This is a genomic window from Streptomyces sp. NPDC088733, from assembly GCF_044751185.1.
In the GTDB taxonomy this organism is placed as follows: Bacteria; Actinomycetota; Actinomycetes; order Streptomycetales; family Streptomycetaceae; genus Actinacidiphila.
Genome location: NZ_JBIVLH010000048.1, coordinates 14,711 through 28,051, shown reverse-complemented (window position 1 = coordinate 28,051; position 13,341 = coordinate 14,711). Strand labels below are relative to the sequence as shown.

The following is a 13,341-nucleotide window of genomic DNA, read 5'->3' as shown; positions in this document are numbered from 1 at the left end:
CCCCTCCGCGAACCCCGTACCGTCCGCCCCCGCCGCGAACGACCGGCACCGCCCGTCCACCGACAGACCACGCTGCCGCGCGAACGACGTGAAGACCTCGGGCGTCGACATCACGGTCACCCCGCCGGCGAGCGCCAGCGAGCACTCCCCGCGCCGCAGCGACTGCACCGCCAGGTGCAGCGCCACCAGCGAGGACGAACACGCCGTGTCCACGGTGAGGGACGGACCCTCAAGACCCAGGACGTAGGAGACCCGGCCGGAGACGACGCTGTTGTCGGTTCCGGTCATGAGGAAGCCTTCGGCGGCTTCGGGTACCGATCCCGGTCCGGCGGGGTATCCACCGGCCATGACACCGGTGAAGACGGCGGTGCGGCTGGCACGGAGTGAGAGGGGATCCACCCCGGCCCGTTCCAGAGCCTCCCAGCATGCTTCCAGCAGCAGGCGTTGCTGAGGGTCGGCAGCCAAGGCCTCGTGCCTGCTCATGCCGAAGAACTCCGCGTCGAATCCTGTCGCGGCGTCGAGGAAGCCGCCCCGTGGACCGTCACCGGAGGCTTCGGCCGTGTCCCACCCCCGGTCCGTGGGGGGTGTGGTGATCGCGTCCTGCTCCTGCGACACCAGGTTCCACAAGTCCTCGGGGGAGGCCACCGAGCCGGGGAAGCGGCAACTCATACCCACGATGGCGATGGGTTCGGTCGCGGCCGCGGTGATCCGCTCGTTCTCCTGACGCAGCCGCTCGTTCTCCAGGAGGCTGGCACGCAGCGCCTCGGCGATCTTCTCGACAGGAGGGATGCTCACGGGTTCCTCGCTCGCTGGAGTCGATCCGCGAGCATGCGGGCGGGCGCCTGTTCCACAGCGCCGGCCAGCACGCCGCGCATACTGGTTCCTCGCCTGTGGTCGTCCTTCGCGGAATCAGCAGGCGGATCGTCACATCCTGACGGCCCGGACGAGTCGGGGAACCCCTAACGGGACCCCGATCCCCCCTTATCCGTCTCCCGTTCACGCGCGCAGCCGGAGGTTCGGGTCCGACCCGAAAATGAAGTGAACCGTGCAGGTCAGGTGCTGGGGGATCGGCTCGAGGCGGATGGTCGAGCCCAGATTGTTCGGGTTGCGTCCCTGGAAGTGGTGCAGCGGGTGGTTTGTCAAAGCTTGTGGATCGATGTCCTCGGTGCCGTGCGGAGCGGAGGTATTCAGCGGCCTGTGACGCGGGCGGCTGCGAGCGGACGCCATGACAGGCCCAGGCCGTGGTAGAGGCGGACGGCGGCGGTGTTCCAGCTGTCGACAATCAACGCAGCCACGCCGTGGTCGACGACAAGCCTGTCCAGGACGAGACTGCACACGGCCGTGCCCGCACCACGCCCGCGTGCTTGTTCGGCGGTGGCGACACCCGCAAGGAATCCGACACTCGGTGCGCTCCAGGCGTCGGCGGCACATGCCAGCAGTGTTCCGGATTCATCGCGGGCGCCGGCCCAGCGACGCACGCCCGGCCGATCGGGTCGGGCATAGGAATTCGGGAACGCCTCGTCCAGTAGCCTGGCGATGTCGGAACGGTCCGATGCGGTCAGCCACGCGGCCCCGTCGTGGCGGTTGGTCGAGGCTTCTGTCTGCATCCATCCGAAAGCATCGACGATCTCCAGTTCCGGAACGCGTGTCACGAGGCCGCGGATAAGGTCTTCGTCGCCGATGGGCCGGAAGGATGGGCCGACTTGCGGCAGAACCGCGCGGATCAAGTCCGCGGCGTCGCCGGCAGGGCCGGTGACGGCAAGCCGGTCGCGGCAGGACAGGGCTGTCGCCGCCACTGCTGTGGCCTCACCGAGGGAAAAGACCCGCGTGCCGTGCGGTAGCGCGCCGGCGGCCCACAGCAGCAGCGCATCACCGTTTGCTGCGCTGCGGACCTCATGGACGGAATGCAGCTCCCGCAGGTCAGCCATAGGTGCAGGGTAATCAGCGCAACGGTCAGGCACTACATGCCGTGTACCCGTCGCCGTCGCATCCGTGTACACCGGAGTCCGGTCAGAGCTGCAGTCCTTGCTTTGCCCGCAAGGCCGTATGCGTAGGTCGTCGATCCAGCGCAGACGAAAGCATTTGACGGCGTCGAGAGAATGTCCGGCATGGGTACGGATATAAGCGGGTTCATCGAGTATCGGGTGCCGCAGGACGATCAGGAGCCGATCTGGTACAGCGCACATGACCTCGGCTCCCTCAATGATGTCCGTGACTACGACGCGTTCGGTTGTCTCTTCGGGGTCCGCAACTACGCGAACTTCCGTCCCGTGGCCGCAGGTAGGGGGTTTCCCGCCGACGCCTCGGCCACCGTGAGTGCGCGGTTCGTGCAGCTGACCGAGTGGTACGGCGAAGACGGCTTTCACGGCACCACGTGGATCACGTGGGCCGAGGTGAAGGCCGTCGACTGGGACGAGCCCGCGGAGAAGCCCGACGGCCGGCTTCACGAATACCGCCGGACACCGAGCGGACTCAGGATGACGGGCAAGGCCTCCAGGAGCGTCGCATTCGCCGAGGCTGTCGGTCTCAAAGCCGGCGAGGTTCGTGAGTGGCCCGAAGGAAGTGAGTGGCTCGTCGGGGACACGCTCTACAGATCAGTCACCATCTGCCGCAGGGATGCCGTCACCGAAACCGGCGAGTGGCAACCCGTCTGGGAAACCATGAAGGAACTGGCAGAACAGCACGGTGACGACAACGTGCGCCTCGTCGTGTGGTTCGACGACTGAGCAGGCCACTGCCATCGCACATCGCCGCTGAGCGTGTATCGACAGTATTTCCGGAACGGTCGTCGGGCGGCTCCGCTACGGTGCAGCCATGGCGAACTTTGTGCTGGTTGCGGGTGCGCGACTCGGATCCTGGGCGTGGGACGACGTGGTGCCGTACCTGCGTGCGGCCGGCCATGGCGTCCACCCGCTGACGCTGTCCGGCCTCGCTGAGAAGCAGGGCGTGCCGGCCGGGCAGCAGACCCACGTCCAAGACATTGTTGATGAGGTCGAACGCCAGGACCTGCACGACGTCGTCCTGGTAGGGCACAGCTACTCGGGTATCCCAAGCGGTCAGGCCGCCGGGCGGATCGGCGACCGGCTGGCGCACGTGGTCTTCCTCGACTCCAGTGTTCCAGCCGATGGTGAACCGTTCGTCTCCGCCTGGCCGGACGGCGGGGCGATGATGAGGACATCGATCGCCGAGAACGGCGGATTCTGGCCGGTCGCGCCCGCGGCTCACTTCGAGGGCCACGGTCTCACCGATGACCAGATCGCACGGATCGTGGGCGGTTCGACGCCACACCCGGGTGCCACGCTGACCGAAGCCGCTGTGCTGGAAGGGCCGCTCCACGACCTCCCGGCGACTTACATCAAGTGCACGCTCGGTGACCCCGAGCCGAGCGACGATGTGGCCGAGCTGCTGACCAGCAGGTGCTGGCGGCTGATCGAGATGGACACCGGCCACTGGCCGATGTTCTCCCAGCCACGTGAACTGGCGCGGATCCTTGTCGACATAGCCGGGGCGTGACCGCAGTTCCATGCTTGCGGACTCCTTGCCGGCGTCGTATCAACTGCGCTGCTCACAGTCACTCGTTGACGGCCGCGACAGGGACGGTCGCCTTGTAGCGGACCGCGATTTTGTCGTACCGCGTTGCTACGGCCCGATGCCCCGTGAGGCAGGTGATCCCGTATTCGACCGCGTGGCGCTCGCGGTAGTAGGCCAGGTCGAATGGGGCGGCCGTCCGCGTGCCGCTCCGCCGTGCAGCGGTGGTGAGGTTGGCGATGTCGGCGAAGGCCGGCATCGCCGGGATCGACTGTGGAGGATCGACGGGCCGCTTCGGCGTCGAGCCGGTCCAGCTTGCCCGGCGCGTCGGTGAGGCTGACCTGGAGGGCCGTCGACTTCACCCAGCCGTCCTTCCCGCTCTGCCTCGACGATCGGGGCAAGCAGATTTTGCCGGACGTCAGTCAGCCGTGACCGTCGGGCTGGATCGGGCCGGGGGAGCGAGCATCTGACACAAGTGTGCTCGTGGATGCAGGGACAAAGGCTCGTGCGCAGGTGTCGATGGACACCTTCCACACCGTGACGGCACGGTCCGGTGGGGCTCTCAGTTCGTGGGGCGCGGCAGGACGGCGAGGGCGGTGCGGGCGATGTCCGTCAGTGTCTTCTCGTCGGCTCCGGCCTTGGCCAGTGCTTCGATGCCGCGCAGCACGGCGAGCACCAGTGCGGCCAGCTGTCCGGGGTCCGCGTCGGCGTTGAGGTCGCCGTTGCGCTGGCAGGCGGCGATGTCGTCCTCCAGCAGTGTGTGCAGCGTTTCGATGGCTGTGTGTGCACGCTTGGCTACGGCCTTGTCGTGTTCGGCGAGCTCGGCGGTGCCTTTGGCCAGCAGGCATCCGCGCTGGGCGGTGTCTGCGGCGGCGGCTGCGGCCACCGCGTGTATGTGGGCGGACAGCCGCGTGTACGCGTGCTCGTCATCGCCGCGCAGCTGCTGGGCCGTGGCGTCGACGACCGAGGTGCAGTAGTCGTCGAACACGCGGTGGAAGAGGTCCTGCTTGCCGCCGAACGCGCCGTACAGGCTGCCTTTGCCGAGGCCTGTCGCCGCGGCGATGTCGTCCATGCGCGTGGCGGCGTACCCGTGTGACCAGAACTGTTCCTGTGCGGTCGCCAGTACCTGCTGTTCGTCGAATTTCCGAGGTCGTGCCATGAAGGTCACACTACGCTTTCTTGACCGCATCGTCCATAACGGTTAGCGTTATGGACGATACGGTCAAGAACTGTTGGGGAGTGGCGCGTCATGACGGCAGTAATGGCAGGCAAAGTGGCTGTGGTCACCGGGGCGAACAGCGGCATCGGACTGGCCACGGCGCGACGGTTCGCCGCTGAGGGCGCCCACGTGGTGATCACCGGCCGGCGCCAGGATGCGCTGGACGTGGCCGCCGCCGAGATCGGCCACGACGTCACCGCCGTCCGCGGAGACATAGCCAGCCCGGCCGACCTCGACCGGCTCTTCTCGGTCATCGCCGAGCAGGGGCGCCGCATCGACGTGCTCTTCGCGAACGCGGGCGGCGGAGAATTCGCGACCCTGGAGGAGGTGACGGAGCAGCACTTCGACGACACGTTCAACATCAACGTCCGCGGGACGCTCTTCACCGTCCAGAAGGCACTCCCGCTCCTCAACGATGGTGCCTCGGTCATCCTGACCGGTTCCACCGCCGCCACCACCGGCGGAGAAGCGTTCGGCGTCTACGCCGCCTCCAAGGCCGCGATCCGTTCCTTCTCCCGGACCTGGGCCAACGAGCTGCGCGGCCGCGGCATCCGTGTCAACACCTTGGTGCCCGGACCGATCAGGACTCCGGGAATCACCGGCCTCGCGTCCACCGAGGAAGAGGCCACGTCGCTCCGCGCCTTCCTCGCGCAGCAGGTGCCCCTCGGCCGCATGGGCGAGCCCGCCGAAGCGGCCGCCGCCGCTCTCTTCCTCGCCTCCGACCAGAGCAGCTTCGTCACCGGCGCCGAACTGTACGTCGACGGTGGACTGAACCAGATCTGAGTGATCCGTTCCGCAGCGGGGGCCGAGAGAGCCCTCGTTGCTGCAGGATCTCGTCCTCATGGTCACGCCGCTGTGACCCCTGCCGCGTACGTCCCACCGTCGCGGCACAGCCGCCGCGCAACAACGCGGCCCGGGCCACCCACCCCCGGCCCCCGATCCTTCCAGGAGACAAACAGCATGAGTGACCACTCCAGCACGGCATCGGTCGTCGGCCGACCGGAACCGCTACGAGCAGAAAGGCGCGCCACACCCTCGTCGCAGAGCAACTGGCCGGCCGTCGCCTCGGTCGCCTTGATGTCCTTCGTGCTGGTGCTCTCGGAGTTCCTGCCGATCGGGCTCCTGCCCGTCATCGGATCCAGCCTCCATGTCTCCCTCGGCACCGGGGGCCTGGTCGTCGTCGTACCCGGTCTGACGGCGGCCGTCACAGCGCCTCTGCTCACCATCGCCTCCGGAAAGCTCGACCGGCGCAAGGTGCTGATCGCCCTCGCTGTGTCCTTCACGGCCTCCAACGTCGTGGCAGCACTGGCCCCCAACATGCCGGTGATGGCGGTGGCGAGAATCCTGCTCGGCATCGCCGTCGGTGGATTCTGGGCGATGGGTGCCGGCGTCGCCGCCCGGCTGGTGCCCGCCGAAGCGGTCCACCGCGCCAGTTCGCTGATCACCGCCGGCATCTCCGCCGGCACCGTGGTCAGCCTGCCGCTCGGCGCACTCGTAGGACACCTCGCCGGATGGCGAACCGCGTTCTTCATCGCCGCGGGCGCTGCTCTGCTCGCCCTCGTGGCACTGGCACTGCGGCTCCCTTCGCTGCCGCCCACTGGGGCCATACGCGTGGCCACGCTCACGTCGTCCCTGCGCATTCCCGCCGCCCGCATCGCCCTGCTGGCCACCGCGCTGATGTTCCTCGGGCACTTCGCCGCCTACACCTACATCACCCCCTACCTGCAAGACCGAGCACACTTCGGCTCATCCGCGGTGACGCTGGTGCTCCTCGGATACGGCGTGGCAGGACTGGCCGGCAATTTCGCCGCCGGCGCGATCATCGGCCGCAGCCTGCGCGCGGTCTACGTCACTGCGGCCGTCCTGGTCGCCGCCACGGTCGTTCTCCTCAACACCCTGACAGGCGCCGCGCCCGCCGTCGTTGTGCTCGTCGTCCTCTGGGGTGCGGCCTTCGGCGCGGTGCCGCTGGCACTGCAGACGTGGATCCTGCACGCGACCCCCGACGCTCCCGAGAGCGGCTTGGCACTCCTGGTCAGCGTGCTGCAGATCTCCCTCGCCGCCGGCTCGCTGATCGGAGGCATGGTCGTCGACGGCTACGGCGCCTCGGCCGCCTTCGCCCTCGGCGGCACGCTCGCCCTGCTCAGCGCGGCCACTCGGATTCTCCCGCGCCCGTCCCGCGGCTGAGCTCCGTCGAAGGCGGCTGTCGCCGACCACCTTCGTCGTGGCAGACCGGCGTGGTCGTGCGGTGGGGTGAACACGTCGCGAAGCAACGTCCGTGTGACGTCGGCTCAGCCCGGGAAGCGACGACCAGCGGCGTTGCCTGGACCGCATGAGCCGGGCCTGAACGCACGAAGCTGCGCAGGGACGTCGACGCTGGACGTTTGACGAGCGCTCCCGGCAAGCCGGCGGCGGCCCCGTTCTCCCGGATCAAGGTCCGGACCGGGGCCGTGGTGTTCTGCGGTCACGAGGTCGCCCTCATCCGCCACGAACGTGCGGGTTCCACCCATCGAGGACGGCGAAGACCTCCGGGAAGCCTTGCGCCGGGGGCTCGCCGAGGAACTCGACCTCGACGTCGACCAGGCCGAGGGCGGCGAGCTGCTCCGGGTCGTCGACCAGCGCGTGTCCCGGACCGTCTCCACCCCGCTGCCGCGCAAGCTCCACCTCATCCACCGGTTCCTCATCACCCCGGAACAACGGGCGCCTGGCCACGCAGGGATACGACGAACTCGCTGACGGCAGCCGCGAGATCGGCGTCATCGACTGGACCGGTTGCAGCAGGACCGGCGGATTGCCGATCTTCCCGCCCATCGGCCCGGCGCTCGCTGCCCCGGCCGGCCCTCGGACCGCCGTTGCCGACCCAGGGCTGGATGCGGCCACTGACGACAACTACACCTGGGTGTGAACCCGGGACGCACGCTGCAGCGGGCAGGTCCCCACCACCAACCACCCGCGGTGGGGACCTGCCATGTCAGCAAAATGCGCCGACGGGACCGCTGCGGGCCAACGGCTTCCACCCGCAGCGCCTTACCGACCGTGCCACACGCGATGGAGACGCACATTGTCGGCGTCGAGGACATCACGTAGAGCTGTCGGCTCATCGGGAACGTCCAGACCCGGATGTGCAGCCGACTGCCGGTACGCCGCGACAGCGTTGGGGCCGCCGGCCCATCCGCCGACGCCGCGTCGCCCACGAGGTGAAGCGGTCTACGACGGGGGCCGGCTGTGATCGAGCCGTGGCCTGGCGACTGACTGGCACACCCTCACAGCCGGCGAGGACATCAACACGTAGACGGCACAAGAGGTGACAGAGCCCGCAACCTGACAGGATGCGGGCTCTTCGCTGCGCCGAGACTCCCCGGACCAGGACATCCGACATCGGCACGCCGCCTGCCCCGTCCGTCCCATCAGGTCGTGGCGCCGGCCGCCGGCGACGAAGCACCACGCAATGGTCCGCCGGCAGTGCGCGGCCGGCGTGCCCATCACACGCCGCCACGCACGATCCACACCGTCGTGACCGGCCTCACTCGAACCGCGAGGTGTCTCCCGCGCCCCGCCGTAGGATCTCTGCCTCACCGCTGGAGAAGTCGACCACCGTCGTCGGCTCGGTGCCGCAGTCCCCGGAGTCGACCACGGCATCCACCACGTGATCGAGCCGGTCCTTGATCTCCCAGCCCTGGGTCATCGGCTCCTCATCGTCAGGCAGCAGCAGTGTGCTGGACAGCAGCGGCTCGCCCATTTCGGCCAGCAGCGCCTGGGTGACCACATGGTCCGGGATGCGTACACCCACGGTCTTCTTCTTCGGGTGCAGCAGCTTGCGCGGCACCTCACGGGTAGCCGGGAGGATGAAGGTGTAACTGCCGGGCGTGGACGCCTTCACGGCCCGGAACACGTCGTTGTCCACCTGCACGAACTGACCCAGCTGTGCGAAGTCCCGGCACATCAGCGTGAAGTGGTGCCGGTCGTCGAGGTGGCGGATCGATCGGATCCGGTCCATGCCGTCCCTGCTGCCCAGCTGGCAGCCCAGCGCGTAACAGGAGTCGGTGGGGTATGCGATCAGCGCTCCGGATCGCACCGCGTCGGCGACCTGGGCGATGCTGCGCGGCTGGGGGTTCTCGGGGTGCACGTCGAAGTACTTCGCCATCTGCAGAGCTTATGCGGTACCCGGGTGCCGCACTCACAAAGGCGCGCCCCGCTGCGTGCGGCGTGCGGCGCTCGCGGGCCAGGGTGGCAACGACCGACCGGATTGCACCTGCTGCTCGTTCAGCGCGGTCACGCCCAGCTGGTGATGGTCGGGACTTCCGCGCAGGCCTTCTACGGGTGGGGCGGCGCCAGGACGTCATGGCCGGCTTCGACGGCACGGCCCTGTCGCTGACTCGGCCATCTCGGTCTCGGCCGCCGGGTCGCCCTGGCCGGGGGAGGAGACAGCCTGCGCTCCCTGGCATATGCGGCGCGGGACCTGGAGGACGGCCGTAGCACCACCACCCGGAGCTCGTGCTGTTCACCACGTGGGGCGAAGTGCGGGACGACGCCGATCAAGACCCCGCCGACGGCGACCTGCAGCCGCTGGTCGACCTCGTCGAGCAGCACGGCGCTAACGCCATTTCGGCCGCCGTCAACCGCCTTGTCGACGAAAACGGGGCGCAGGTAACGGTGTCCACCGTGCACAAGGCCAAAGGGCGCGAATGGCCCCAGGTGAGAATCGTCGAAGCCTTCCACCCACCCGAAGACAGCGACAAGCGTCGCCGCTCCGAAACGATGGACCGAGGCGGCACGAAACATAACCTGGTTGCCGTCCTCAATTCACCTACTGGTCGGCGCCATGCGACTGCCGGCTCGAGGGACGCGATTGCACTTCGCGTTCATGCAAGGACCATGCTCAAACGGGCAAGGCGACAGGTGTCCGGTACAAGCTCCGCGCACCCGTCGGCGTGCCCAAACCGACGCAACGACTACGGATGCGCCCGCGTCCTCAGGCATAGATAAACACAAGATAAGATTCGCCCTACATCCTGCAGGCAGCATGGTTCTGCCCGCATTTCCTGAAGGAGCCGGCCATGCGTGCCCGCCTCGCTGTCACCACCCTGTCGATAGCCGTCGCTGTCGCCACCGCGGCCACCGCCTGCGGCACGGTCAAGGAACTCACCACGGCACAAAAGGTCCAGGGCGCCTTTACCGAGCTCGGCAACAGCAACGCAGTCACCCTCGACTTCCGCTTCAACGCGACCGTGGATCAGGTCCTGGCCCTCGACGCCCAGGACACCAGCAGCGCGCCGAAGTTGACCAAAACCCAGGCGAAGCAGCTGGCCGGTCTTGGCATCACAGTCTCCCTGAAGACCGACAAGCTGCCGCTGAAGGAAGCCCTCAAGGGCGACGGCACCAACACCACCAAGGTCGACCCGAGTCTGAACATGGCGCTCGCAGTCCACACCGGCGACGGCACCAACCTGGCCGAGGTTCGCGCGGTCTCCGGCAAGGAATACGTCAAGTTCAACCTTGCCGCAGTGGCCAAGTTCGCCGACACCAAGACCGCCGCCAGCGGCCTCAACGACATCACGAAGGCGGCCGACTCCCTGCCGGCCAGCATGGCTCCGCTCAAGCGGCTCCTCAAGGGCGACTGGGTGTCCATCGACCCGGAGAAGTTCGCCAAGCTCGCCAAGCAGCTCAGCGGCAAGACAACGCCCAGCCCGGCGGCCTCCCTGAACGCCTCCCAGCAGCAGAAGCTGAAGGACGCGCTCACCAACGTCTTCAAGAAGAACGTCACCCTTGCCGACAAGGGCACAGCCAACGGGCTCGACACAGTCGAGGTCAAGGCCAAGAACACCCGTGGCCTCATCAACGACATCCAGGACCAGGTTTTCCCCGTCCTCAGCGACATTCCTGGCTTCGACAGCCTGCCCACCTCCGCCCCCACGGATGCGCCGTCCATCCCGGTCACCGCGGCGATCCAGCTCAACGAGAACGACGGCAGCCTGAACAACATCACTTTCGATCTGGGGCAGTTCGACACCAAGCACAAGGGCACCCACATCCCCCTGGTCCTCGGCTTCAAGAACACGGCCACCACCGCTACCGCACCCGCCGGAGCGACCGAGTTCGACCCCAACGCCCTCAAGGACATGCTGGGCCCGCTCCTCGGAGCCGGCACCCCCGGACAGGCGGCCTGACCGCACCCGCCCAGTACTCCAGCAGCGCTTCGCTTCTGGCCTGGTGAGAGGCGTTGTTCGGAGTGCAGGGCGGGGGTTGTTGGTCCGGGGCAGTCTTACCGGACTGCCCCACCAACGAATGGAGTCGTCGCTGATAGTCGCAGTGGCGGCGATGGCCCGGTTTTGCGTCGCCAGTGCGACGAGCTCACCGTGTGGATGCGAAGCGGCCGGTCGGGTTGGAGCGGGCAGCGAGTTGCCAGGAGCGGGCGGACTTCTGCCACGGTAAGTGGGACCAGGGTGCCGGAATCGTTTCTGCATCCCCCTTTGCCGCCGCCTGGGCCGCGGTGGCTGGTCACCTGGCCTGGTACCGGCCATGCCGCCGGGGTGAGTTGCTCGTCGTAGTCTCCGAACGAACGGCATGCGCTGACCACGCAGGGTCAGCTCGCTCACACACAGGCCTGGCGTCGTACATTCCCCGGCACTCGTTTTTTCTGTGCCTTCTCGGCTGATTGGCTCACCAACGGGCCAACCGCCAGGCTCGCGGAAGCAAGGGTGGCCGACCCATCGGCTTCGACAAGGCGACCTACAAGCGCAGGAACGAAGTGGAGCGCACGATCAACGCGCTGAAGAACTCCCGGGCCGTGGCCACGAGGTACGACAAACGCGCCTACATCTTCCACGGCACCGCCACAGTCGCCTCGATCCGCCTATGGCTGCGCTCCTGATCTGTACAACAGGATCAAAACGGCCGCCGCGCCCAGCTCGGCCTCCAAGCGACGGGTAGCCGAAGCGTTTTGTGTAACCCGGCTATCCGACGACGGTCGTGCCCACGTCGCCTTTGACGAGCGCGATCAAGATCCGTGACGATGCCGCGCAAAGGCAGCGGCAACAGCCGTCGCCAAGGTGGTGTTGGCGGCGGTCCAGAACACGAGCTTGGCATTCGGCCCATTGACCGTCCGCAACTCCCCGTCTTGGTGGAGGCAGAACGAGTCGGGCGGGAAATACTGCGAGACAGCGCCGCTTGTCCCGTAGCAGGGCGACGCTTCGGGAAACAGGCTCAGCTGCGCACGCTGCCAGAGGAACCCGCCGACGAACACTGTCAGCCACCCGGCCGGCAAGAAAACGATCAGCATCATCCAGTCAGGTACCCTCGCTCGCTGCCCCAGCAGCCAAACTAAGGCGGTTGGCACGACGAAAACGACAAACGCGGCGAACAGCAAGATCAGAACCCTCATGATCCTATGACCATACCGATCGAAGATCCGCCGGACAGACCCTAGGCACCCACGGATGACCGTCACCGGCTCCTGGGGGCCGACTGATGCGCCCCGCAGACCTCAGCGACCGTCGTGCCCATAGTTCACATCGAGGGGATCGAGCGTGCCACAGCCGTGCCAGGTGAGGCGGTGCACGGGGAGCCACGGGGAACAGCGGTAACCCCTCAGTCTTCCAAACTGGTGACATGCCACACGCGCAGCAGCGTGGCCGGACCGCAGACAGAGGGACTGACCCGGAAGGGGACGGTGTCAGAAGTCTGGTCTAGATTTGGCCTGTGACCAGCAGCCGTTCCAATGCCGGGGCACCCCGCGAGCCTGACTTGCCGCCCTATCAGGTTGTCCTGGCGGAAACCGACTGGGGTTCGTTCCAGATGCCTGTCGGGTCCGGTGAGGACGTTCCCAAGGTTCTGACGCAACTTTTGGAGCCCGATCCCAAGGTCCAGGTCACGGCTTGCAGGAGCTGCGTGAGCTGGTCGGCCACCAGAACACTATTTACGAAGCCACCGCTCCCGCCGCCATGTACGTCGCTGCCATCCTCACCCACCCGGCGGCCATGACGCGACGGCCCTATGGCGACATCCCCATCCGCGCGACGTTGTTGGGCTGGCTGGCTTCCACGCTTCACGACGCCTCCGACGAGATCGTCGCCCGCAACGAGGAGTACTGGCCAGACTTCGCCCCGGACACCACCGTGGCGGCCTTCCGGGAGTTGCGTCCGATGCTCTACCGGGCCGTCGCGTCCTTCCTGCAGGACAGCCACAAGAACGTGTACGAAGCCGCCGTCATCGCCGCGCTCATCCTCGCCGAACACCCCGCGCTCGCCGAGGACCGTGATCACCTCGCCTGGCACGCGCGCCGCATCCTGGACACCAGCAGCTACGAGCCCAACCGGCGCGTCGCGTGGAAGGCCCTCAAAACATGGGGCCACCATCCGCCCGGCCCTGAGCCTCTTTCGGAGAAGGTCGAGGACTGGGAGCCGCACAGCGATGGCAACGGTGATCTCGAACCTCCCTTCTGACCGATACGCGCACGGCACACACCTGCAGACCGTGGCAGCAGGGAAGAGACACACCAACCCAAAGTCTCGCGTGCCACTCCCTGCCAGAACGAGCGGGGTCCCACGGGGAAGAGAAGTGCGCCAGGGTGCGTGCTGCCGGACTCCACCCAGGGCATG

General features: G+C 67.4%; 13 protein-coding genes and 2 pseudogenes. 8 read left to right on the top strand and 7 right to left on the bottom strand.

Annotation, left to right across the window (positions count from 1 at the left end; translation table 11 throughout):
- Window positions 1–795: beta-ketoacyl synthase N-terminal-like domain-containing protein (locus ACIP64_RS40810; RefSeq protein WP_401597756.1), on the bottom strand; the 795-nt coding region annotated here is incomplete at its 3' end.
- Window positions 796–1,187: 392 nt separating this feature from the next.
- Window positions 1,188–1,928 (bottom strand): GNAT family N-acetyltransferase, encoded by a 741-nt coding sequence (locus ACIP64_RS40805; RefSeq protein WP_401597754.1) that lies wholly within the window; start codon window positions 1,926–1,928, stop codon window positions 1,188–1,190.
- A gap of 180 nt (window positions 1,929–2,108) precedes the next feature.
- Between ACIP64_RS40805 and ACIP64_RS40800 the strand changes: the two genes are divergently transcribed.
- Both ACIP64_RS40800 and ACIP64_RS40795 read left to right on the top strand, forming a co-directional pair.
- Window positions 2,109–2,726 carry a hypothetical protein gene (locus tag ACIP64_RS40800; RefSeq protein ID WP_401597751.1) on the top strand — a complete coding sequence of 206 codons (618 nt, stop codon included), beginning with the start codon at window positions 2,109–2,111 and terminating at the stop codon, window positions 2,724–2,726.
- Window positions 2,727–2,814: 88 nt separating this feature from the next.
- Complete coding sequence (locus ACIP64_RS40795; RefSeq protein WP_401597748.1) at window positions 2,815–3,513, top strand: alpha/beta fold hydrolase; 699 nt, start codon at window positions 2,815–2,817, stop codon at window positions 3,511–3,513.
- Between the two features lie 58 nt (window positions 3,514–3,571).
- Here ACIP64_RS40795 and ACIP64_RS40790 read toward each other — a convergent pair whose 3' ends face one another.
- On the bottom strand, window positions 3,572–3,787 hold the full coding sequence (locus ACIP64_RS40790; RefSeq protein WP_401597746.1) for a hypothetical protein: 216 nt from the start codon (window positions 3,785–3,787) through the stop codon (window positions 3,572–3,574).
- A gap of 303 nt (window positions 3,788–4,090) precedes the next feature.
- The gene (locus ACIP64_RS40785; RefSeq protein ID WP_401597743.1) at window positions 4,091–4,687 is read right to left on the bottom strand and encodes a TetR/AcrR family transcriptional regulator; all 597 of its coding nucleotides are present in this window, start codon (window positions 4,685–4,687) and stop codon (window positions 4,091–4,093) included.
- 102 nt (window positions 4,688–4,789) lie between these two features.
- Between ACIP64_RS40785 and ACIP64_RS40780 the strand changes: the two genes are divergently transcribed.
- Complete coding sequence (locus ACIP64_RS40780) at window positions 4,790–5,530, top strand: SDR family oxidoreductase (RefSeq protein ID WP_401597740.1); 741 nt, start codon at window positions 4,790–4,792, stop codon at window positions 5,528–5,530.
- A 177-nt stretch (window positions 5,531–5,707) separates the two neighbouring features.
- Window positions 5,708–6,931 carry an MFS transporter gene (locus ACIP64_RS40775; RefSeq protein ID WP_401597737.1) on the top strand — a complete coding sequence of 408 codons (1,224 nt, stop codon included), beginning with the start codon at window positions 5,708–5,710 and terminating at the stop codon, window positions 6,929–6,931.
- 291 nt (window positions 6,932–7,222) lie between these two features.
- Here ACIP64_RS40775 and ACIP64_RS40770 read toward each other — a convergent pair whose 3' ends face one another.
- Window positions 7,223–7,555: a hypothetical protein gene (locus tag ACIP64_RS40770; protein ID WP_401597735.1), complete on the bottom strand. Its 333-nt coding sequence runs from the start codon at window positions 7,553–7,555 to the stop codon at window positions 7,223–7,225.
- A 712-nt stretch (window positions 7,556–8,267) separates the two neighbouring features.
- Window positions 8,268–8,888: an L-threonylcarbamoyladenylate synthase gene (locus tag ACIP64_RS40765; RefSeq protein WP_401597732.1), complete on the bottom strand. Its 621-nt coding sequence runs from the start codon at window positions 8,886–8,888 to the stop codon at window positions 8,268–8,270.
- Between the two features lie 93 nt (window positions 8,889–8,981).
- Between ACIP64_RS40765 and ACIP64_RS40760 the strand changes: the two are divergent.
- The 3 genes and pseudogenes from ACIP64_RS40760 to ACIP64_RS40750 form a co-directional block, all read left to right on the top strand.
- Window positions 8,982–9,730: pseudogene (locus ACIP64_RS40760) on the top strand (hypothetical protein); the annotation flags it as partial.
- Window positions 9,731–9,801: 71 nt separating this feature from the next.
- On the top strand, window positions 9,802–10,911 hold the full coding sequence (locus ACIP64_RS40755) for a hypothetical protein (RefSeq protein WP_401597730.1): 1,110 nt from the start codon (window positions 9,802–9,804) through the stop codon (window positions 10,909–10,911).
- A gap of 497 nt (window positions 10,912–11,408) precedes the next feature.
- Window positions 11,409–11,615, top strand: a pseudogene (locus tag ACIP64_RS40750) (IS5/IS1182 family transposase); the annotation flags it as partial.
- A gap of 126 nt (window positions 11,616–11,741) precedes the next feature.
- On the opposite strand, the gene ACIP64_RS40745 reads toward ACIP64_RS40750, so the two are convergent.
- Complete coding sequence (locus tag ACIP64_RS40745) at window positions 11,742–12,125, bottom strand: hypothetical protein (protein ID WP_401597728.1); 384 nt, start codon at window positions 12,123–12,125, stop codon at window positions 11,742–11,744.
- Between the two features lie 493 nt (window positions 12,126–12,618).
- Between ACIP64_RS40745 and ACIP64_RS40740 the strand changes: the two genes are divergently transcribed.
- The gene (locus tag ACIP64_RS40740) at window positions 12,619–13,185 is read left to right on the top strand and encodes a hypothetical protein (protein WP_401597725.1); all 567 of its coding nucleotides are present in this window, start codon (window positions 12,619–12,621) and stop codon (window positions 13,183–13,185) included.
- Window positions 13,186–13,341: the final 156 nt, after the last annotated feature.

Coding starts and splice junctions, on each gene's coding strand:
- ACIP64_RS40770 (WP_401597735.1), bottom strand. CDS start 7,555: ATGGGCGGGAAGATCGGCAATCCGCCGGTCCTGCTGCAACCGGTCCAG.
- ACIP64_RS40795 (WP_401597748.1), top strand. CDS start 2,815: ATGGCGAACTTTGTGCTGGTTGCGGGTGCGCGACTCGGATCCTGGGCG.
- ACIP64_RS40785 (WP_401597743.1), bottom strand. CDS start 4,687: ATGGCACGACCTCGGAAATTCGACGAACAGCAGGTACTGGCGACCGCA.
- ACIP64_RS40800 (WP_401597751.1), top strand. CDS start 2,109: ATGGGTACGGATATAAGCGGGTTCATCGAGTATCGGGTGCCGCAGGAC.
- ACIP64_RS40780 (WP_401597740.1), top strand. CDS start 4,790: ATGGCAGGCAAAGTGGCTGTGGTCACCGGGGCGAACAGCGGCATCGGA.
- ACIP64_RS40765 (WP_401597732.1), bottom strand. CDS start 8,888: ATGGCGAAGTACTTCGACGTGCACCCCGAGAACCCCCAGCCGCGCAGC.
- ACIP64_RS40775 (WP_401597737.1), top strand. CDS start 5,708: ATGAGTGACCACTCCAGCACGGCATCGGTCGTCGGCCGACCGGAACCG.
- ACIP64_RS40805 (WP_401597754.1), bottom strand. CDS start 1,928: ATGGCTGACCTGCGGGAGCTGCATTCCGTCCATGAGGTCCGCAGCGCA.
- ACIP64_RS40755 (WP_401597730.1), top strand. CDS start 9,802: ATGCGTGCCCGCCTCGCTGTCACCACCCTGTCGATAGCCGTCGCTGTC.
- ACIP64_RS40790 (WP_401597746.1), bottom strand. CDS start 3,787: ATGCCGGCCTTCGCCGACATCGCCAACCTCACCACCGCTGCACGGCGG.
- ACIP64_RS40745 (WP_401597728.1), bottom strand. CDS start 12,125: ATGAGGGTTCTGATCTTGCTGTTCGCCGCGTTTGTCGTTTTCGTCGTG.